Source organism: Myxococcaceae bacterium JPH2, from assembly GCA_016458225.1.
GTDB lineage: Bacteria > Myxococcota > Myxococcia > Myxococcales > Myxococcaceae > Citreicoccus.
This window is the reverse complement of record JAEMGR010000026.1, coordinates 79,634-98,243: the sequence shown is the minus strand read 5'-3', so window position 1 is coordinate 98,243 and position 18,610 is coordinate 79,634. Positions and strand designations below refer to the sequence as shown.

Genomic DNA, 18,610 nt, shown 5'->3' with positions numbered 1-18,610 from the left:
GCCCGCTCCGGGGTAACTGCTCGCGTCGCCTGGGTCCGCGGAGGGGTACAGACCCGGCCATGTGCTTCTAACGAGCGGGGGGCTTATAAGCTTCACACCCCGTAGGGTCAACCATCGACGCCCGCACGCCCACCAGGCGACGGGCGCGACAGTGCGAAGACGTACAGCGTGCGGCCTTGGGCTGGCTCGGACACCTCCTGCGCCCACGCCTCGCCGGCCCCCGCGTCCAGCGCCAGGTGCAGGTAGACCGCCGGCCCGCCCGCCCGCTCACTCAGCAAGAGCTTGCGCGCGCTGGGATAGAGCTTCAGCAGGGTCTCCACCACGTCGCCCACCGACGAGGGCACTGGCACGCCCAGGCGCAGCTCGCGCCGGCCGTCAAAGGCGCCGCGCAGCGCTGGGGCCACCACCACGGTCACTTCCTGGGAGGGGAACACGGGCCGCGCGCTCCGTCAGACGAGCACGCGCAGGTAGCGCAGCCGGCCCGAGACGACCTCGCCCACCGCGAGCAGCGCATCCTCGGGACCGAGCACGCGCACCCGCCCGGGCACCGGCGACACTTCCACCGGCACACCATGCGAGACGCGACGCGCATCCTCCGCGGACACGCGCACCGCCGGCAGCTCCGTGAGCGCGTCCGACATGGAGACGAGCCGCCCGGCCACCGCGCCCGCCGCCGCCAGCGCGCCCAGCTCCGCGAGCGGCAGGGCCCGCGCCAGCGTGAAGGGACCGCTTCCGGTCCGCCGCAGCGACTCGAGATGCGCGCCACATCCGAGCGCGCGCCCCAGGTCCGCGGCCAGCGTGCGCACGAAGAAGCCCTTGGAGCAGCGCACGGACAGCCACAGGCGATCCGCCGAGAAGTCGCGCAGCACCAGCTCGTACACCGTGACGGTGCGGCTGGCGCGCTCGATCTCCTCGCCGGCCCGAGCCAGCTCGTAGAGTCGTTTGCCCGCCACCTTCACCGCCGAGTACATCGGCGGGACCTGCTCGAACGTCCCCCGAAAGGACGTGAGCGCGGACTCCAGCAGCGCCGCCGTGAGCGCGGGGACGGGCGCCGTCGCCAGCACCTTGCCCTGCGCGTCCTGGGTGTCCGTCTCCTGCCCCAGGCGCACGACGGCGTCGTAGGCCTTGTCGCCCTCGGTGATGTAGCCCGCCACCTTGGTGGCGTCTCCCAAGCACACCGGCAACACACCGGTGGCCATGGGGTCCAGGGTCCCCGTGTGGCCCGCCTTCTTCACCTTCAGGAGGGTGCGCACCTGCCGGACCACGTCGAATGACGTGGGTCCAGTCGGCTTGTCGATGACCAGGACGCCGTCCATGCCGTACCTATGATGGGGGGCCGAGCGAGGAACTACCAGCCTTCCTTGCCCCGGACCTCGCGCAGGAGACGATCGATCTTGTCGCCCTCGCCAATGGACGCATCGAAGGAGAAGAAGATTTCCGGCGACACGCGCAGCTTCACCACCGACGTCACCTCACGGCGCACGAAGCCCTTCGCCGCATCCAACCCCTCCTGCGTGTCGGAGCGCTCCTTCTCGGTGCCAAGCATCGAGTAGTACACACGGGCCACGCGCAGGTCCGGAGAGACCTTCACGCCGGTGATGGTGATGTAGCCGATGCGGGGATCCCGCAGCGAGCCCCGCGCCAGCAGGTCGGCCACGGCCGCCTGGATTTCCTGCCCCACGCGCTCAGGGCGTGAATGCGTCGTCATTTCTTCTCCCAATCTCGTGGGTTGCGCAGCGAGCGGGCCCGGGCCCGCGCTTCGTCCAGGGTCATCTCAGCGCCACCGGGCACCGGGCGCACCACAGGGCCGGACGAGGCCCCGTCATGCCGCTCCTCCCACGTCCCCATCCCCTCGGCCTCCGCCAGCGAGCGGTCGCCGCGCAGGAACCGGGCGATCGCCGCTTCGGTGTGCGCGCTCGCCGCCTCGATAGACGCGGGTTCATCCGCGTCCTCCGCCGACAGGCGCTCCGTGCGAACACGCTCAGGGGCGCCCGCCCCGGAGAAGAGCTGATCGCCAAAGGCGACAATCTCCGTCTCCCGAGCCATCAGGGGCGCCACGTACATCTCTTCCACGAAGTGGATGATCTTCTCCATCTGCTCGTCCACGTGGCGGCGGTCATTGCCGACCACGGAGAGCCCGACCGCGGCCTTCTGCCAGAGATCCTGCTCATCCACCTCGGCCACGGCCACGTTGAAACGGGCCTTCACGCGATCCATCACCCGGCGGAGAACCTGCCGCTTGGACTTCAGCGACGCGCTGTCCGGAATCTGCAGGGTGAGGCGTGCGACACCTACAAACATGAATGTCCCCCATGCTGGACGACCTCCCTCTCAAGAGAGGGTCGTCACAGCATCGTCAGCCCTGGGAAGGTTGGGTTCCTTCCCAGGGGGCGTCGAGGGTGCTCAGCGCCTCAGCTAGTTGAGGCTCTGGCGAGTCTCTTCGATCTCGTAGGCCTCGATGATGTCACCGGGCTTGAGGTCGTTGAAGTTCTCGATGCCGATACCGCATTCGAAGCCCTGCGCGACCTCCTTGACGTCATCCTTGAAGCGACGCAACGAGGCCATCTTCCCTGCGAACAACTGCTTGTTCTCGCGCATGAGGCGCACGAGCGAGCCACGCTTGATGACGCCATCCAACACGGCGGCACCGGCGATCGTTCCCAGGCGGGGCACGTTGAAGGTGTTGCGCACCTCCGCGCGACCCAGCTTGCGCTCGGTGCGGATGGGCTCCAGGAGCTCCTCCATCCGCGTCCGAACCCCATCGATGAGTTCGTAGATGATGGAGTACGTCTGGAGCTTCACCTCTTGAGCCTTGGCCGCGGCCTCCGCGCCGGACTCGGGCTTCACGTTGAAGCCCACGACGAGGCCCTTCGAGGCACCCGCGCGCATGACGTCCGTCTCGGTGATGGCGCCCACGCCGGTCTGGATGATCTCCGTCCGGACCTTGTGCGTGGACAGCTTCTCCACCGCCTGGCGCACCGCCTCCGCCGAGCCCTGCACGTCCGCCTTGATGACGACGCGCAGCTCCTTGGGACCGCCGCCCGCCTTCGTCTTGGCGAACAGCTGCTCCAGCGACTCGCGGCTGACGTTGCTGAGCTCGGACTGACGCTCCTTCATGCCGCGGTGCTCGGCGATCTGCTTGGCCGCCTTCTCGTCGGACACCACGTTGATGGCGTCGCCCGCGGTGGGCACGCCGGACAGACCGACGACCTCCGCGCAGTAGCCCGGCTTGACTTCCTTCACCTGCTCGCCACGGCTGTTGTTCATCGCGCGGACTCGGCCGTAGTGCGTTCCGGTGACGATGGCGTCGCCCAGCTTCAGCGTGCCCTCCTGCACCAGCACCGTGGCCACCGGGCCCCGGCCGCGCTCCAGCTTCGCCTCGACGATGGCGCCCACCGACGGACGCGTCGGGTTGGCCGTCAGCTCGAGCACCTCGGCCTGCAGGGCCAAGTTCTCCAGCAGCAGGTCCAGGTTCTGCTTCGTCTTGGCCGAGACGGGCACCATGATGGTGTCGCCGCCCCACTCCTCGGGCGTCAGCTCGTGGTTGGCCAGGTCCTTCTTCACGCGGTCCAGGTTGGCGCCCGGCACGTCGATCTTGTTGATGGCGACGACGATGGGCACTTCGGCCTGCTTGGCGTGCTTGATGGCCTCCACCGTCTGCGGCATCACGCCGTCGTCGGCGGCCACCACCAGCACCACGATGTCCGTCACGTTCGCGCCGCGAGCGCGCATGGACGTGAAGGCCTCGTGGCCCGGCGTATCCAGGAACGTCACGTCACCGCGCGCCGTCGTCACGCTGTACGCGCCGATGTGCTGGGTGATGCCACCGGCCTCGCCGCTCGCCACGTTGGCCTGCCGGATCGCGTCCAGGAGGCTCGTCTTTCCGTGGTCGACGTGGCCCATGATGGTGACGACCGGCGGGCGCGGACGCTCGTCCTCGGGACGGGCGACCACCTCGGGCAGGTAGTCCTCCACTTCGAAGCCCACGCGCTCGATCTTCCAGCCGTACTCGATGGCGATGAGCTCCGCGGTGGCCGAGTCGATGACCTGATTCGCCGTGGCCATCTTCTGCATGCCCATCAGCTTCTTGATGATGTCCGCGGTGCGCACGCCCATGCGCTGCCCCAGGTCGGAGACGCTGATGCCCTCCTGGATCTTGATGACCTTCTTCTCCTCGGCCATCTGGGTGATCTGGGTCTTGGCGCCCTTCTTCGTCGGCTTCTTCTTCTTGCCGCGAATGGGGATGGCGACCCGCCCCCAGACCATGTCGGACAGTTCCTGCTTCGACACGCTGGTGGTCTCACCCCCCGTGCGCTTGCGCTGGCCCCGCTCCTTGTTCTTGGAGACGTCCACCAGTTCGCGGCCACGGCCCAGGTGATCCGGGACGACCTTGTACTCACGCTTCTCGGTGCCGAGCGCCGTGCGACCCGGAGCCATGGGGTACTGCTTGGCCTGGGTCGTGGTCGGCGTCACCCGGCGAACCTGGATGAGCGGACGCGAGATGACGACGGCCTGCGTGGCCGTGGGGCGCGCCGGAGCGGCGCCCGGAGCCACCGGGGCGTGCGGGATGCCGCCCACCATGATGGTGGGACCGCCCGGAACCGCGGGCTGCGACGAAGGAGAACCCGTCGCCTGCAGAGGGCTCGAGGGGCGCACGGGCCCCTGGCCCGGACGTCCCTGCATGGGCGCGCCTGGGCGTCCACCCTGCCCACCAGGACCACCCGGACGACCGCCAGGGCCACCGGGTCCACCCGGGCGTCCACCCGGACCGCCGGGACCACCCGGACGACCGCCAGGACCACCGGGTCCACCCGGACGGCCGCCCCCAGGACCACCGACGCGCGGCACGTAGCCGGATCCGCGGGAGATGACCGTCGCGGACGTCGACGAGGAAGAGGAAGGCGTCCGAACGGTGGGTGGAACGGGTGACCGCGAGGGGGGTTGGGGCAAGTGGGTACTCTCCTGGGCAGGCGTGCGCAGAGGCGCGGCCGGAGGCGGCGCCGCTGCGCGAGGAGCCTCCACGGCCGGGGGCGGCGTGGGGGCGGGAGGCGGGGAAGTTGCTGCAGTTGCCGCAGCGACCGGGGCCTCGGGGGCCGGGGTCGCCTCAGCGGCGGAAGGAGGAACTTGAGGCGCGGCGACAGCAGCCGGAGCCTCGGACGCCGAGGCCTCAGCGGCGCGAGGCGCCTCGACGGAGGGAGGAGGCTCGGCCGCAGACGGCGCGGCCACATGGGCGGGCTCCGCCTCGACAGCGGCGGGCGCCTCCATGGCGGGCTCGTACGCCTCCGGAGCGGACTCGGCCGCGCCGTGCGACCCGTCGCTCATGGAGTCGGCGGACGCCCCGGCGGGCGGACCCACCTTGCGGCGCACGACGAAGCCCTTGGCCGCCACGGGAGGAGCGGCCTGCTTGGGCTTGCGCTTGTCCAAGATCTTCTGGACGGCAGCGGTCGCTTGGTCGTCATCGAGCGAGGACGAGTGGCTCTTGACGTCGTAACCGAGCCCAGCGAGCTCGGTGACGACCTCCTTGTTGTCGAGCTCAATCCCGTGGCTCTTGAGCTCCTTGGCGATTTCGTGGACGCGCTTCTTCGACATACTTTGATTGGCCTTCTGCTCCGCCGATACCGGGGCGCAGCACCCTAGTCCAAACCCGAAAATGTGTGCGAGTGGTCCGTATTACCCACTCCCCCCCGACACCCCACCACCACCCTCTGACCCAGGCTTCCATGCACGCCCGAGCTGCGACGGGTCAACCTGCCCCGCCTTTCCACGAAAGGCACGTCCAAACGCCTTCCGCTTCAGCGCCGCCGTCAGACAACCGGCACCGCAGAGGTACGCACCTCTTCCGGGCAGTCTCCGTTTCCCGTCCGCGACCACGACGCCCTGGGGACCTACCACGAACCGGGTCAGCTCCGCCTGGGGTCGCCGCAAACCGCACCCGACGCATGCGCGCATCGGGCCTGACGCAACGGACTCCGTTCTATAATCCGCAGAGCGGCCGGGTGCTCGCCGCATCGCCCCTTCCTCCTAGCTTACGGTGACTTGGTGACGTCCGCGCCGCCCGACTGCTCCGCGGGAGGAGCCATCGTCCCCCGCTCGGCATTCAGTTCGGCGCGCAGCTTGGCCTCCTCCACGAGGTAGTTCTCCGCCGCGCTCTTGAGCTGACGGGCCTTCTTGATGCCCACGCCGGGCACATCGCCCAGCTTGGCCAGATCCTTCTCGTTGGCGATGTCTTCCACCGTGCGGTAGCCCGCCAGCATCAGCTGCTCGATGGTCTTCTCGCCGACGCCACGCACGCGCGCCATGCGCTCGGCCTGGGACAGTTCGTCCGGGTGGCGGCGAGCCTCGGCCAGACGGGCCTGCTCCCGCTCGTAGTCCATGCGGGACAGCTCCGCGTGGTCCTCGGCCATCCGCTTGCGCGCGGCCTCCTGCATGGCCGGGATGCGCGCCGGGTCGATGCCCGGGATTTGCGCCACCACCTCGGCGTTCGCCTCGGCCACGTCCTTGGCCTGGCGGAAGCCGTGCGCGTAGAGCGTCTCGATGAGCATCTCGTTGACGCCCGGCAGCGAGCCCAGCGAGCGGTTCGCGAACTCGCGCATCTCGCGCACGCGGCTCTCGCTGTTGATGTCCAGCTTCCAGCCCGTGAGCTGCGCCGCCAGGCGCACGTTCTGCCCGCGCCGACCGATGGCCAGGCTGAGCTGATCATCCGGGACGATGAGCTCCATCGCGTGGTTGGCCTCGTCGATGATGACGCGGCTGACCTCCGCGGGGGCCAGGGCCGAGCACACGAAGCGCGCCGGATCCTCGTCGAACGGGACGATGTCGATCTTCTCGCCGCGCAGCTCCTGCACCACCGCCTGCACGCGGCTGCCCTTCATGCCCACGCACGCGCCCACCGGATCCACGTCCGAGTCGCGGCTGGACACGGCGATCTTCGCGCGGCCGCCCGGCTCGCGGGCCGCCGCCTCGATGACGACGATGCCCTCGGCGATCTCCGGGACTTCCATCTCGAAGAGCTTGGTGAGCAGGTTCACGGAGGCGCGGCTCAGGACGATCTGCGGTCCCTTGGACTCGCGCAGCACGTCCAGCACGTAGGCCTGCACGCGGTCGCCCGGGCGGTACGTCTCACGCGGCACCTGCTCGCGCACCGGCAACACGGCCTCGGCGCGGCCCAGGTCCACGATGATGTTGCCGCGCTCGAACCGGCGGGCGATGCCCGTGACGATCTCGTTCTTGCGGTCGCGGTACTCGTTGAAGACGTTCTCGCGCTCGGCGTCGCGCGTGCGCTGCAAGATGACCTGCTTGGCCGTCTGCGCGGCGATGCGACCGAAGCCCCGGCGGAACGTCTTCAGCCGGAGGATGTCCCCGTACTGGTCGTCCTGCGCCTTCGCCTCGGCGGCGTCCTCGTCCCGGTAGAAGATCTGGAAGACGAGCTCGTCACCGGGCTCCACTTCCATGCCCTTCTTGTGCGACTCGGCCATGGTGATCTGGTTCACCGCCTGAACCGGATCCGTGATCTCCTCGACGACGGTGATGGCCTGGAACAGCTCCACCACCCCCTTCTCGACGTCGTACTTGGCCTCGAGGTTGCGGTCCTGGCCGAAGTGCTTCTTCGCCGCGGTCTTCATCGCGTCTTCCAGCGTGGCGATGAGAACGGACCGCTCGATGCCCTTGTCCTTGGCGACCTGATCGAGGACGAGGTTGAGGTTGACGGCCGGGTTGGCTTGCGTGGGCATGGTCTTCTCCGAAAGGGTCCACGGGTGCCCCGGCACGAACGGGGCGCCCTGTATGTCGACGTCTAGAACTCGAACTCCAGATGGGCCTTGGCGATGTCCTTGAAGGCGATGCGGAAGCTTCCCGCCCCTTCAACGTCCACTGAGATGGCGTCGGCCGCCACCTCGGTGAGCGTGCCGGTGAAGTTCTTGCGTGGAGGCTCGCCCAGGGGGCCGAAGGTCTTCACCTTGATCTTCTGGCCCTTCACCCGCTCGAAGTGCGCCGGCTTGCTCAAGGGCCGGTTCACCCCGGGGCTGGACACTTCCAGGCTGTACTCGTGGGGGATGAAGTCCTCCACATCGAGCACCGGATCCACGGCGCGCGACACCTGGCTGCACTCGTCCAGACCCACCCGCCCGCCCGGTTTGTCGATGAAGAGACGAAGCACCCAGCCTTCGCGCTCGCGGACAAACTCCAGGTCCACCAGCTCCAGGCCTTCGGCCGCGACGATGGGATCGAGCGCCGCGAGGGCTCGCTCCTCCACCGTCTGCTTGAGGTTCTTCGACTCCATACCGGGAAGCGTGTCTCCAAAAACGCAAAAAGCGGGCACGGCGGCCCACTTTTCGAAAGGAACTGCGTCGAAAAATGTCGGGGGCGTCCGTAACACACGCTCCCTCGGGGTGTAAAGGAAGGACGCACCTCGCCTTCCCGCACCTCGCCATCGCCGCGCGAGGATTCCCGGGGGTTTACGCGTGTGCAGGGAGATATAACGTCCCCATGCACCTCGTCGCCGCCGCCCAGATGGTGTCCACCGCGGACAAGGTCCACAACCTCGAGACCGCCACCCGCCTCGTCAATCAAGCCGTCGACCTGGGAGCCCGCCTGGTCGGTCTGCCGGAGAACTTCGCCTGGATGGGCCCCGAGCCTGAGCGTCCGGGCGCCGCCGAGTCCCTCGACGGGCCCACGCTCAGCCGCATGGCGGAGCTGGCCCGGGCCCGGAAGGTCACCCTCCTGGCGGGCTCCGTGCTGGAGACCGGCGCTCCCGGCGGTCGGCTCTACAACACCAGCGTCCTGTTCGGCCCGGGCGGCGAGCGGCTGGCGGTCTACCGGAAGATGCACCTGTTCGACGTGGATGTGGGTGATGGAGCCACCTATCAGGAGTCCGCCGCCGTGGCGCCGGGCACCGAGGTCGTGGTCGCCGACACGGAGGTGGGTCGATTGGGCATGAGTGTCTGCTACGACCTGCGCTTCCCGGAGCTGTACCGCCGCCACTCCCGCGACGGGGCCACCCTGCTGGCCGTGCCCGCCGCGTTCACCCTCATGACCGGAAAGGACCACTGGGAGGTCCTCCTGCGTGCGCGCGCCATCGAGAACCAGGCGTACGTGCTGGCGCCCGCGCAGGGTGGCAAGCACTCGGCCAACCGGATGACCTACGGCCACGCGATGGTGGTGGACCCGTGGGGGCTCGTCACCGCGCGGGCCTCGGAGGGCGAGGGGCTGGCCGTGGCGCCGGTGGACCCGGAGCTGCTGGGGCGCATTCGACGCAACCTGCCGTGCCTCCAGCACCGTCGGCTGGACTAAGGTGTCCGGTCCGGCCCCCCATCCCGGCCTGTCCTGGCTACACTGTGGCCTCCGGAACTTTCCCCTCGTGAACGGACGACGCTGGCTCCCCATGTTGTTCGCGCTCGCGCTCCCGGCCCTGACGCCCGGCTGTACCGCCGAGGACAAGCCGTCCGCGTCCGTCTCCGCGCCCGCGCCCGCCCCCGTGGCGCGAGCGCACCTGCGTGAGCTCAAGGGCGAGGTCCAAATCAAGCGGGCCAGCGCCGACGAGTGGAGCGCCGCCCGCGACGGGCAGGCGCTGTACGAGAATGACAAGGTGCGAACAGAAGCGGGCGCGGGCGCCCAGGTCGTGTTCGCCAGCGGAAGCACCGTGCACCTCGGGGGCGACTCGCTGATTGGCATCGCCGAGACCAAGCTCCGAACGGACGTCACCGTCCTTCGAGGCCGAATCGACGCCTCACTGGAGCAACCCGCGACCCAGTCCCTGTCCGTCACCACGCCGGCCGCCACGGTGCGCGCCGGGAGGAAGATTGAATTCCAATGAAGGCCGCCCTCTTGCTCACCGCCTGGCTGGGAGCCGCCCCCGCGCCCACCTCGACGGTGGTGGTCCGCGAGCATGAGACGCTCGACGAGGTGGCCGCGCGCGCCCTGGACGGAGGGAGCGCCAGCGAACTCAAGGCCCTCAACCAGCTCACCTCGGACTCGGTGCCCGCAGGCACCCCGCTGAAGGTGCCCGGAGCCGACCGGCAGACGGCCCTCAAGGCGCTGGAGATATCGCGCACCGCCGTGCAGGGCACACAGGATGAAGCGCGGCGGAGTCAGGCCGAGGCGCGCCTGAAGGACGCCGAGGCCCACTTCCAGCGCGCGCGCTACAGCGAGGCCATCCGGATGGCGGACGAGGTGTGGGCGCTGCTCAACCCGCCCCAGCCCTCCAACTTCACCGTCGAGGTGGGAGGCGATGGGGGCAGCACCACCATCATCAATCGCCAAGGGCCGCCCGTCACCGTGGAGGCGAAGAACACCAGCCGGGCGGTGACGCAGGGCGAGCGCGTCCTCGTGCGGCAGGGCACCAGCGTTCCCGAGCCGCCCGAGGCGCCCGAGCCCTCGCAGCCCGCCGACAACCGACGTCTCGCGTTCCGTCCGGAGCAAGGGCTGCTCGGGCCCGTGACGTTGGCTTGGGCGGCCGTGGAGGGTGCGGACGAGTACGAGGTGGAGGTCCTCGCGGAGCCCGCGCTCCGACGCGGCGGGGCGCCCGTGGTGAAGCAGGCGGTGACGGCGTTGCAACTCGTGTTGCCTGGACTGCCCGCCGGGCGTTACCGCTGGACGGTGCGGGCGCTGAGTCCGGCGCGGGGGAGGTCGGGGCCCTCAGTGGCACGGCATTTCGAGCTGGCCGCGAACACGCTCGAGCTCAACGTGAAGGTGAAGCAGGGCTGGCAGAAGTAGCCCTTTGCGAGGAGCCCCGCCGTGCGCCTGTTCAAAGCCATTCTCCTCTTGATGTCGGTGGCGGCCATCGTGCCCACGATGATGGTGGGCTACCTCTCGGTCACGGACACGCGCGAGCTGCTCGTGCGCGACGCGCAGGAGCTGGCCCAGGAGCGCGTGAAGCAGCTGCGCCTGAAGGCCGAGAACTTCCTCGATGAGCCCGCGCAGCTGGTCATGGGGCTCGCCCGCGTGCCGGGGGGGTTCTTCGAGCTGCCTCGCGACGCCCAGCGCTCGCACATCGCCTCGGTGTTGACCCAGCGCGCGGAGGTGCTCGCCATCACCGCGTTCGGCGCGGACAAGCAGCGGCTGCCCGGACTGCAGGCCTTCGCGGTGCACGATGTGTCTCCCAGCGCCGTGGCCGAGCACGAGGAGCGCGCTCGCGCCCTGCTCGACACCGAGCCCACGGACCTGCGCTTCTCCGACGTGGTGATGCCCGCGGGCGGCGGCGGGCCGGTGGTGACGCTGGCCTTCCCGGTGGGCGAGCCACTCCAGGGCTACATCGCCGCGGACATCACACTCTCCAACCTGCGACAGATGCTGGCGCAGGAGCGCGTGGGCAGCACGGGCTTCGCGTACCTGGCGGACCGACACGGGCACCTCATCACCGGCGGCGGTGACCTCGGGCGCGTGGGCGATGACGTGTCTCGCCGCAGTCCGGTGGCGCACCTGCTGAAGCAACTGGCGGGCTCGCCGGACACGGAGCTGTTCCATGTGGGCAACTTCGGCGAGGGCCGCGACGCGGTGGTGGCCGCGTACACGGTGCTGCCCGAGGCGGGCTGGGCCATCGTGTCCGAGCAGCCCGTGGAGCACGCGTACCGGCAGGTGGAGACCATGGAGCGCCGCATCCTGGTGGGCCTGGGCGGCGCGCTGGGCGTGGCGCTCGCGCTGGCGGCCGTGTTCTCGCGCACCCTGACGCGTCCCTTGAAGGGCTTCATCGCCGGAGCCTTGGAGCTGGCGCACGGCAAGTTCGGCGTGGAGGTGGACATCCGCCAGAAGAACGAGCTGGGGGAGCTGGCCCAGACGTTCAACTACATGAGCAAGCAGCTCATGGCCTACGACCTGGAGAACCGCGGCCTCTACGAGAGCCTGGAGAAGGGCTACCTGGAGACCATCGTCGCGCTGGCCAACTCCATCGACTCGAAGGACGCGTATACGCGCGGCCACAGTCAGCGCGTGGGCGACGTGGCGGTGGAGATTGGCCGGGAGATGAGCCTGACGGAGCGCGAGCTGCGCCAGCTCCAGTACGGCGGCATCCTCCACGACATCGGCAAGATTGGCATCGTGGAGTCCATCCTCTGCAAGCAGTCGCGGCTGACGGACCAGGAGATGGCCATCATGCGCGAGCACCCGTCCATCGGGGACGCCATCATCGGGCCGGTGAGCTTCCTGGGCGCGGTGCGCGCGTGCGTGCGGCACCACCACGAGCGCTGGGACGGCACCGGCTATCCCGACCGCATGAAGGGCGAGGACATCCCGCTGCTCGCGCGCATCGTGGCGTGCGCGGACACCTTCGACGCGTGCACCTCCACGCGCCCGTACCAGAAGGCCATGCCGCTCGAGAAGGCCATGGAGATTCTCGACAACCTCAGCGGCGCCCAGTTGGATCCGCAGGTCGTGCTCGCGCTGCGGCGGGTGCTGGGGAAGAAGGGCGTCCGGCTGGAGGGACACCGACTGCCCGTCAAGCTGGCCTCGTAGCGCCCCCGAGGGCTTGCGCCCCACCTGGGCCGGAAGAATGGTAGGGAGGTCTCCTCGCTGTCGAGACTTCGGAAGGTGGACCGTTGAGCAGCTTCTGGGACCGCATCAAGCCCGCCCCCAAGCCCGTCACCGCCACGGACGCCCGGCTGTCGCCGGATGCCCAGCGCCTGACGCTCACCTGGGATGACGGAGTGCAGACGACCGCCACCGCGCAGGTGCTGCGCCAGCAGTGTCCCTGCGCCGCGTGCGTGGACGAGTGGACGAACAAACGCACGCTGGACCCGGCGAAGGTGCCGGCGGACCTGCGCGTGCTGCAAATCCAGCCGGTGGGCAACTACGCGCTGGCCTTCGTCTTCAGCGACCAGCACAACACCGGCATCTATCCCTGGCAGCACCTGCGCGACATCACCCAGCCCCAGAGCTGAAACGCCACGGAGTGTCTCGCGTGACGCCTCGGAACCGGCAGCCCTCGTCTCCTTCGGACGCAGCTCACGACGACGCGCCGGGCAGCTCGCCCCTGGCGGATGACGGCGAACCCGCGTGGGAGCCCGTGCCGGGAGGCCCCGCGCTCAGCGCGAGTGGAGCGCTGCTGCGTCCCTGCTCACACTGCGGCGCCGCGCGTGACTCGGAAGAGGGCCCGTGTGCCCGCTGCGGCGCGCGCCCTCATTCCGCCGCGTTCGCCCTGAAGTCCGCGGCCACCGCGCCCCTGCCCCCTCCGCCCGCCGACGAGCCCCTGCTGCTCGCGGAGGACCACCGCGCGACGCGGGCGGAGTCAACGGACCGGAGCGTGCTCGATACGCCGGGTGGCGCGCTGGAGCTGGAGGCCCGGGCGCCTCGCCCCGAGAGCACCTGGGACGTGGACCCGACCGCACCCGCGCGAACGCGACGCCGCTGGGGCGGGCTCGTGGTCGCGCTCTGCATCGCAGCCCTGCTCGCGGGAACTGGCGCGTGGCTGTGGCAGCGCCTCCACTTGCAGGTGGAGAAAGCGATGCGCGGCGGCGGCAACCCCATGCTGACCATTCGCAGCGAGCCGGACGGCGCCACCGTGCTGGTGGATGGCGTGTCCGTGGGCACGACGCCGCTGATGATGGACAACGTCTACCCGGACCATCCCATCCCCGTGCAGCTCAAGCTCAAGGGCTACCGCACGTGGAAGGGGACGTTCACGGGCGCGGAGCCGGTGGACCTCAACGTCCGGCTCCAGCGCTGAAGACAGGCTACTTCACGACGCGCAGGTGACCGCGACGCGGCGTGGGCGGCTCGTCGCGAGGCCCTTCGGGGCTCACTGGACTCACGGGCGGCTCGTCGCTCCGCTCGCTCGACACGTCGCGGAGGAACGGGCGCGGGCGCTCGGAGGCCACGGGCACCGGCACGGGCATCGGAGGCCGCGCGGCCGTCATCGGCGGCTGGGCGAAGAGCTCGGGCGGGAGGTCGTCGGGGTACAGCCACGACTCGCGCGTCACGTGGCTGGAGATTTCAAACAGCGCGGACCAGGGGACCGCCACGGTGAAGCGAGAACCCGCGAAGCTGAGCGTGGAGCGAATGCCCCACTCTCCCACCGCGAGGTCGGGCGGGTCGAAGCGGTAGGAGAGGTTCAGCCGCACGTCGGCCTCGCCTCTCAGCGACGGGGGCACGAGCACGCCGGGACGGCGCGCATCCAGGCGGATCATCACCATCCCCTGGTCGAGCGCGGCCAGCAGCCGCTCCTTCTTGTCGAGAACCTTCTTGTCCATCCGGCTTGTTCGGCGGGAAGTATTTCGGGCGTGTGTCTCACCGTCGGCGCATGGCCCGATCCAACTCCCGCTTCGTCTCCCGTTCCTTGATGTCCTGCCGCCGGTCATCGTGCGTCTTGCCACGACACAGGCCCAGCTCCACCTTGGCGCGCCCCTTCTTGAAGTACAGCACAAGCGGGATGATGGAATAACCGCGCTCGCGCACCTTCGCTGTCCAGCGATCGATCTCCGCGCGGTGCATCAGCACCTTGCGACCTCGCGTGGGCAGGTGGTCAAAGACGCTGGCCGCCTTGTAGGAGCCGATGTGGGCGTTGAGCAGGAACAGCTCGGCGCCCTTCGGCAATGCATAGGCGTCCGCCAGGTTGGCCGTCCCGTCTCGGAGCGCCTTCACCTCGCTCCCGGTCAGCTCCAGCCCGGCCTCCACCTTTTCATCCACGGTGTAGTCGAAGCGCGCACGCCGGTTCTCGGCGATGATTTTGACTCCGGGCTCGCTGCCCAGCCCCTTCGACTTTCCACCCGCCATACCGTGCTCGCGTCTCCTATCCGCCCAGGGGCATGTTGTCGATGAGCCGCGTGGCACCACTGAAGGCGGCCACCAGCACGCGCGCCGCCTGGCCCGGCGCGACCGTGGACAGGGGCACCAGCCGCTCCGCGTCCATCACTTCCACATAGTCTTCTCGAAGGTCCGCCGCCCGCAGCTCGCGACGGACGGCCTCCACCAGCGCCGGGACCTCATGCGTCCCCGAAGCGTAGAGGGCCTGAGCCGCCCGGAGTCCCCGGGACAGGGCCAGCGCCCGCTGCCGCTGCTCGGCGGACAAGTAGGCGTTCCGGCTGCTCATGGCCAGCCCATCCGCCTCGCGCACCGTCGGCATCCCGACGATGTCCACATCCAGGTACAGGTCGCGGTTGAGCGCCTTGATGACCTGGAGCTGCTGGTAGTCCTTCTCGCCGAACAGGGCCACCTGGGGACGGAACAGGGTGAACAGCCGCGCGACGATGGTCGCCACGCCGCGGAAGTGTCCCGGGCGACGGGCGCCACACAGGCCCTGGCTGACGTCCGTCACTTCCACGTAGGTCTGGTAGCCCGGCGGATACATCTCGCCGGGCTCCGGGGCGAAGACGGCCTCCACGCCTGCACTGGCGCAGCGGCTCAGGTCTCCATCGAAGTCACGCGGGTAGCGGCTCAGGTCCTCGTTGGGACCGAACTGCGTCGGGTTGACGAAGATGGAGGTGGCCACCACGTCCGCGCGCCGGCGTCCCTCGCGCATCAGGGACAGATGGCCCTCGTGCAAGAAGCCCATGGTGGGGACCAGGGCGATGCGACGGCCTTCGCGGTGGTGAGCGGCGGCCCACGACTTCACCTCCGCCACGGTGCGCAGGACGAGGGGAGCCATGGCTAGACCGGCGCCCCGTAGATGGGCCCGACCTTCTCGCCGGAGGCCTCCGCGGTGTCTTCCACCCCGGTGTTGCCGGGGAGGCTGGCGACGAGGCGGATGTTCTTGTTCGCCTTGAACGAGTGATCCTCATCCGGGAACGTGCCCTGCCGCACCTCGGAGAAGAACGTGCCCGTGGCCTCGGTGATGGCGCCGTACAGGTTGGCGAAGCGCTTGACGAACTTGGGCTTGAAGTCCGGGTTCATGCCCAGCAGGTCGTAGCAAACGAGCACCTGGCCATCGCAGTAGCGCCCCGCGCCGATGCCGATGACCGGAATCTTCAGGCTCTGGGTGATGGTGCGCGCAACCTCCAGCGGCACGCCCTCCAGAACCAGCGAATACGCACCAGCCTCTTCGAGCGCGAGCGCGTCCTCCAGCAGCTTGCGCGCGGCGTCCTCGTCACGGCCCTGGACGACATAGCCGCCCATGCGGTGCACGGACTGCGGCGTGAGCCCCAGGTGTCCCATGACGGGGATGCTGGCCCGGACGATGGCGCGCACGGTGTCGGCGAACTCGGCGCCGCCCTCCAGCTTGATGCTGCCCACGCCGCCCTCGGACACCAGCCGCCCGGCGTTGCGCACCGCTTCCTGCGGCGACACCTGGTAGCTCATGAACGGGAGGTCGCCCACCACGTGGGCCCGGCGCGCACCGCGGGACACGGCCGCGCAGTGGTACACCATCTGGTCCATGGTGACGGGCAGCGTGGAGTCGTGCCCCTGAATGACCATGCCCAGCGAGTCACCGACGAGCAGCACGTCCGCGCCGGCATCGTCGAGGATGCGGGCGAAGGTGGCGTCGTAAGCGGTGACCATGCAGATCTTCTGACCGATCTGCTTGAAGCGCTTCAGCGTATGGATGGTGACCTTGTCCTTCATGGTTCACCTCCTGTGGATGTAGCGGGTGGTTTTCGCTGCTCGCGGACCGTCCGCTTCTCACCGTCCCCTTTCGGGGATCGCCGGAAGCATGGGTGCCGCGTCCCCCACTCTAACGTCCTCGGGCCTCGCGTGGGGCCCGGAGTCGAGCAGGCATCCAGACAGGCGTTCGTTCTCAGCCTCGCCTTGACGGCTGCGGCAGATAGTGCTGGGTGCCCGTGCGCGCGTTCTCGATGGCCTTCAGCAGGTCTTCGCGGTCCGGCTCGTGGTTCACGAAGTCGATGTCCGACGTGTTCACCACCAGCAGCGGCGTCTCCGTGTAGTGGGAGAAGAAGTCGTTGTACGAGTGGGTCAACGACTCCAGGTAGCCCGCGTCGAACTTCCGCTCGAACTCGCGCCCGCGCTTCTTGATGCGCTGCAGGAGCACGTCCAGGCGGGCCTGGAGGTAGATGACGAGGTCCGGCTTGGTCACCCGAGGCCCGAGCGCCTCGAAGACGCGGTCGTAGAGGCCCAGCTCATCCGACGCCAGCGTGAGGTTGGCGAAGATGCGGTCCTTGGCGAACAGGTAGTCGCTGATGGTGACCGAGCGGAACAGGTCCTGCTGAAACAGCTCCTGCTGCTGACGGAAGCGCGAGAGCAGGAAGAAGATCTGCGTCTGGAACGCGAACTTCTGACGGTCCGCGTAGAAGCTCGACAGGAAGGGGTTCTCCTCCACCACCTCGAGGATGCGCCGTCCACCGAGGCGCTCCGTGAGGATGTTGGCGAGACTCGTCTTCCCCACGCCGATGGGGCCTTCGACGACGATGTAGCGGTAGTCCATCGGCCGAGGCCTCCCGACCCCGGTGGTGACACGCGAGCGAGGGGCGGATAACACAACATGGTCGCGCGCAACCGGCAATTTTCACCGGCTCGCGCGGCCTTGACGCTGATGGAGCGCATCCCCTACGGTCGCGCGCCAATTTCCACGTCACGCGAAGGGTACTCGGCTCGATGAGCGGCAGGCAGCGGGTGAAGACAGTGGTGCGACTGGAGGAGCGCAAGGAAGCTCTCGCTCCCAAGGCACCGTCGCCCGCCGAGGTGGATCCGCTCTACGGCGTGGCGCTGCTCAAGGTGGCCTTCGAGTTGAAGCGCCGCCCCGAGGGCACCGTGGACGAGGTGCTGAGCGCGGTGCTCGCGCGCATGCGCCTGCCCGAGGCGGAGTTCCGCGCGTACCTGGAGCAGCAAGGCGGCCTGCTCGCGACGCTGGGCCCGAAGCGCTGAGCCCAGCACCGCGCGCCGCTCACTTCGTCACGGGCCCCAGCGCACGCTCGATCGCCGCGAACTCCTCGGGCGACAGCGTCTCCGCGCGGCGGGTGCCATCCACGCCCGCGGTCGCCAGCGCGGCGACAATCTGCTCGGGTGAAGCAAGCTCCGAGTCCGACTTCAGGGAGTTGAGCAGCGTCTTGCGCCGATGCGCGAAGGCCGACTTCACCAACCGAATGAAGCGAGCATCATCCGTGATGGGCGCGCGCGGCGCGGCCAGGCGCGTGAGGCGCAGCACCGCCGAGTCCACCTTGGGCGGCGGGTGGAAGCGCCACGCCTCCAGCGTGAGCACCTGCTCCGCCTCGAAGTGCAGACCGAGCAGCACGGTGAGCAGCCCGTAGTCTCGGTTGCCCGGCTTGGCGGCCAGGCGCTCCACCACTTCCTTCTGGAGGGTGAAGACCGCGCGAGTCACGTGGGTGCGCTGGGCCAGCACCTGGAAGAGGATGGAGCTGGAGAGGTGGTACGGCAGGTTGCCGGCCACCGCCACCTCGGGCACTCCGGCCACCTGGGCGAAGTCCACGTCCGCGGCGTTGCCCGCCACGACCTTCACGCCGGGGATGGCCTCCTTCTCCAGCACGGAGATCATGTCGCGGTCGCGCTCCACCGCGGTGACGCGCGCGCCCGTGGCGGCGAGGAAGCGCGTCAGGTGACCGAGGCCCGGGCCCAGCTCCACCACGGGCTCACCCTCGCGCAACGCGAGCGCGTCCGCGATGTCCTGGAGGGCCTCCTCGTCCCCGAGGAAGTTCTGGCCCCAGCTGTGCTTGGGACGCAGGCCATGGCGCTTGAGGATTTCTCGCGGCGATTCCACTCGGTGTTCCCTGCTCTC

At 69.2% G+C, this 18,610-nt stretch carries 21 protein-coding genes; 7 read left to right on the top strand and 14 right to left on the bottom strand.

Annotated features, from left to right (window positions below):
* Positions 1 to 107 precede the first annotated feature (107 nt).
* From JGU66_28940 to JGU66_28905, 8 genes are all read right to left on the bottom strand, one after another.
* A complete protein-coding gene (locus JGU66_28940) occupies positions 108 to 434 on the bottom strand; it encodes a MoaD/ThiS family protein (protein ID MBJ6764812.1) in 327 nt (108 codons plus the stop codon).
* Between the two features lie 15 nt (positions 435 to 449).
* On the bottom strand, positions 450 to 1,316 hold the full coding sequence (truB, locus tag JGU66_28935) for a tRNA pseudouridine(55) synthase TruB (protein MBJ6764811.1): 867 nt from the start codon (positions 1,314 to 1,316) through the stop codon (positions 450 to 452).
* Positions 1,317 to 1,348: 32 nt separating this feature from the next.
* Complete coding sequence (gene rbfA, locus JGU66_28930; protein ID MBJ6764810.1) at positions 1,349 to 1,708, bottom strand: 30S ribosome-binding factor RbfA; 360 nt, start codon at positions 1,706 to 1,708, stop codon at positions 1,349 to 1,351.
* Positions 1,705 to 2,301 carry a DUF503 domain-containing protein gene (locus tag JGU66_28925; protein MBJ6764809.1) on the bottom strand — a complete coding sequence of 199 codons (597 nt, stop codon included), beginning with the start codon at positions 2,299 to 2,301 and terminating at the stop codon, positions 1,705 to 1,707. The genes rbfA and JGU66_28925 overlap by 4 nt, the downstream gene beginning before the upstream one ends.
* A 114-nt stretch (positions 2,302 to 2,415) precedes the next feature.
* A complete protein-coding gene (infB, locus tag JGU66_28920) occupies positions 2,416 to 5,589 on the bottom strand; it encodes a translation initiation factor IF-2 (protein ID MBJ6764808.1) in 3,174 nt (1,057 codons plus the stop codon).
* Between the two features lie 81 nt (positions 5,590 to 5,670).
* The gene (locus JGU66_28915) at positions 5,671 to 6,009 is read right to left on the bottom strand and encodes a YlxR family protein (GenBank protein MBJ6764807.1); all 339 of its coding nucleotides are present in this window, start codon (positions 6,007 to 6,009) and stop codon (positions 5,671 to 5,673) included.
* A 17-nt stretch (positions 6,010 to 6,026) separates the two neighbouring features.
* Positions 6,027 to 7,730, bottom strand: a complete 1,704-nt coding sequence (gene nusA / locus JGU66_28910; GenBank protein MBJ6764806.1) for a transcription termination/antitermination protein NusA — start codon at positions 7,728 to 7,730, stop codon at positions 6,027 to 6,029.
* A 62-nt stretch (positions 7,731 to 7,792) separates the two neighbouring features.
* A complete protein-coding gene (locus tag JGU66_28905) occupies positions 7,793 to 8,278 on the bottom strand; it encodes a ribosome maturation factor RimP (GenBank protein MBJ6764805.1) in 486 nt (161 codons plus the stop codon).
* A 206-nt stretch (positions 8,279 to 8,484) separates the two neighbouring features.
* On the opposite strand from JGU66_28905, the gene JGU66_28900 reads away from it, so the two are divergent.
* The 6 genes from JGU66_28900 to JGU66_28875 all read left to right on the top strand — a co-directional run bounded on the left by JGU66_28900 (position 8,485) and on the right by JGU66_28875 (position 13,654).
* The gene (locus tag JGU66_28900) at positions 8,485 to 9,288 is read left to right on the top strand and encodes a carbon-nitrogen hydrolase family protein (GenBank protein MBJ6764804.1); all 804 of its coding nucleotides are present in this window, start codon (positions 8,485 to 8,487) and stop codon (positions 9,286 to 9,288) included.
* Positions 9,289 to 9,379: 91 nt separating this feature from the next.
* On the top strand, positions 9,380 to 9,811 hold the full coding sequence (locus JGU66_28895) for a FecR domain-containing protein (protein ID MBJ6764803.1): 432 nt from the start codon (positions 9,380 to 9,382) through the stop codon (positions 9,809 to 9,811).
* Entirely contained in the window at positions 9,808 to 10,710 is a 903-nt protein-coding gene (locus tag JGU66_28890; protein ID MBJ6764802.1) for a peptidoglycan-binding protein LysM, read from the top strand. The genes JGU66_28895 and JGU66_28890 overlap by 4 nt, the downstream gene beginning before the upstream one ends.
* Positions 10,711 to 10,731: 21 nt before the next feature.
* Positions 10,732 to 12,444 carry an HD domain-containing protein gene (locus tag JGU66_28885; protein ID MBJ6764801.1) on the top strand — a complete coding sequence of 571 codons (1,713 nt, stop codon included), beginning with the start codon at positions 10,732 to 10,734 and terminating at the stop codon, positions 12,442 to 12,444.
* 83 nt (positions 12,445 to 12,527) lie between these two features.
* Positions 12,528 to 12,869 (top strand): DUF971 domain-containing protein, encoded by a 342-nt coding sequence (locus tag JGU66_28880; protein MBJ6764800.1) that lies wholly within the window; start codon positions 12,528 to 12,530, stop codon positions 12,867 to 12,869.
* A 20-nt stretch (positions 12,870 to 12,889) separates the two neighbouring features.
* Positions 12,890 to 13,654, top strand: a complete 765-nt coding sequence (locus JGU66_28875; GenBank protein ID MBJ6764799.1) for a PEGA domain-containing protein — start codon at positions 12,890 to 12,892, stop codon at positions 13,652 to 13,654.
* A gap of 7 nt (positions 13,655 to 13,661) precedes the next feature.
* On the opposite strand, the gene JGU66_28870 is transcribed toward JGU66_28875, so the two are convergent.
* From JGU66_28870 to JGU66_28850, 5 genes are all read right to left on the bottom strand, one after another.
* Positions 13,662 to 14,177, bottom strand: a complete 516-nt coding sequence (locus JGU66_28870) for a stringent starvation protein B (protein MBJ6764798.1) — start codon at positions 14,175 to 14,177, stop codon at positions 13,662 to 13,664.
* A gap of 37 nt (positions 14,178 to 14,214) precedes the next feature.
* Positions 14,215 to 14,700: an SsrA-binding protein SmpB gene (gene smpB, locus JGU66_28865; protein ID MBJ6764797.1), complete on the bottom strand. Its 486-nt coding sequence runs from the start codon at positions 14,698 to 14,700 to the stop codon at positions 14,215 to 14,217.
* A 16-nt stretch (positions 14,701 to 14,716) separates the two neighbouring features.
* Positions 14,717 to 15,571, bottom strand: a complete 855-nt coding sequence (locus JGU66_28860; GenBank protein MBJ6764796.1) for a pantoate--beta-alanine ligase — start codon at positions 15,569 to 15,571, stop codon at positions 14,717 to 14,719.
* A gap of 2 nt (positions 15,572 to 15,573) precedes the next feature.
* The gene (panB, locus tag JGU66_28855; GenBank protein MBJ6764795.1) at positions 15,574 to 16,485 is read right to left on the bottom strand and encodes a 3-methyl-2-oxobutanoate hydroxymethyltransferase; all 912 of its coding nucleotides are present in this window, start codon (positions 16,483 to 16,485) and stop codon (positions 15,574 to 15,576) included.
* A gap of 172 nt (positions 16,486 to 16,657) precedes the next feature.
* Positions 16,658 to 17,302, bottom strand: a complete 645-nt coding sequence (locus tag JGU66_28850; GenBank protein MBJ6764794.1) for a deoxynucleoside kinase — start codon at positions 17,300 to 17,302, stop codon at positions 16,658 to 16,660.
* 170 nt (positions 17,303 to 17,472) lie between these two features.
* Here JGU66_28850 and JGU66_28845 point away from each other — a divergent pair, with 170 nt between their 5' ends.
* Positions 17,473 to 17,742, top strand: coding sequence for a hypothetical protein (locus JGU66_28845; protein ID MBJ6764793.1), 270 nt, complete (start codon positions 17,473 to 17,475; stop codon positions 17,740 to 17,742).
* Positions 17,743 to 17,761: 19 nt separating this feature from the next.
* On the opposite strand, the gene rsmA is transcribed toward JGU66_28845, so the two are convergent.
* Positions 17,762 to 18,592, bottom strand: coding sequence for a 16S rRNA (adenine(1518)-N(6)/adenine(1519)-N(6))-dimethyltransferase RsmA (rsmA, locus tag JGU66_28840; GenBank protein MBJ6764792.1), 831 nt, complete (start codon positions 18,590 to 18,592; stop codon positions 17,762 to 17,764).
* Between the last annotated feature and the right edge of the window lie 18 nt (positions 18,593 to 18,610).

Bases quoted from the DNA above. Each gene is read 5' to 3' on its own strand.
- truB (MBJ6764811.1), bottom strand. From the start codon at position 1,316: ATGGACGGCGTCCTGGTCATCGACAAGCCGACTGGACCCACGTCATTC.
- rbfA (MBJ6764810.1), bottom strand. From the start codon at position 1,708: ATGACGACGCATTCACGCCCTGAGCGCGTGGGGCAGGAAATCCAGGCG.
- JGU66_28925 (MBJ6764809.1), bottom strand. From the start codon at position 2,301: ATGTTTGTAGGTGTCGCACGCCTCACCCTGCAGATTCCGGACAGCGCG.
- infB (MBJ6764808.1), bottom strand. From the start codon at position 5,589: ATGTCGAAGAAGCGCGTCCACGAAATCGCCAAGGAGCTCAAGAGCCAC.
- JGU66_28915 (MBJ6764807.1), bottom strand. From the start codon at position 6,009: ATGCGGCGAGCACCCGGCCGCTCTGCGGATTATAGAACGGAGTCCGTT.
- nusA (MBJ6764806.1), bottom strand. From the start codon at position 7,730: ATGCCCACGCAAGCCAACCCGGCCGTCAACCTCAACCTCGTCCTCGAT.
- JGU66_28905 (MBJ6764805.1), bottom strand. From the start codon at position 8,278: ATGGAGTCGAAGAACCTCAAGCAGACGGTGGAGGAGCGAGCCCTCGCG.
- JGU66_28900 (MBJ6764804.1), top strand. From the start codon at position 8,485: ATGCACCTCGTCGCCGCCGCCCAGATGGTGTCCACCGCGGACAAGGTC.
- JGU66_28895 (MBJ6764803.1), top strand. From the start codon at position 9,380: ATGTTGTTCGCGCTCGCGCTCCCGGCCCTGACGCCCGGCTGTACCGCC.
- JGU66_28890 (MBJ6764802.1), top strand. From the start codon at position 9,808: ATGAAGGCCGCCCTCTTGCTCACCGCCTGGCTGGGAGCCGCCCCCGCG.
- JGU66_28870 (MBJ6764798.1), bottom strand. From the start codon at position 14,177: ATGGACAAGAAGGTTCTCGACAAGAAGGAGCGGCTGCTGGCCGCGCTC.
- smpB (MBJ6764797.1), bottom strand. From the start codon at position 14,700: ATGGCGGGTGGAAAGTCGAAGGGGCTGGGCAGCGAGCCCGGAGTCAAA.
- JGU66_28860 (MBJ6764796.1), bottom strand. From the start codon at position 15,571: ATGGCTCCCCTCGTCCTGCGCACCGTGGCGGAGGTGAAGTCGTGGGCC.
- panB (MBJ6764795.1), bottom strand. From the start codon at position 16,485: ATGAAGGACAAGGTCACCATCCATACGCTGAAGCGCTTCAAGCAGATC.
- JGU66_28850 (MBJ6764794.1), bottom strand. From the start codon at position 17,302: ATGGACTACCGCTACATCGTCGTCGAAGGCCCCATCGGCGTGGGGAAG.
- JGU66_28845 (MBJ6764793.1), top strand. From the start codon at position 17,473: ATGAGCGGCAGGCAGCGGGTGAAGACAGTGGTGCGACTGGAGGAGCGC.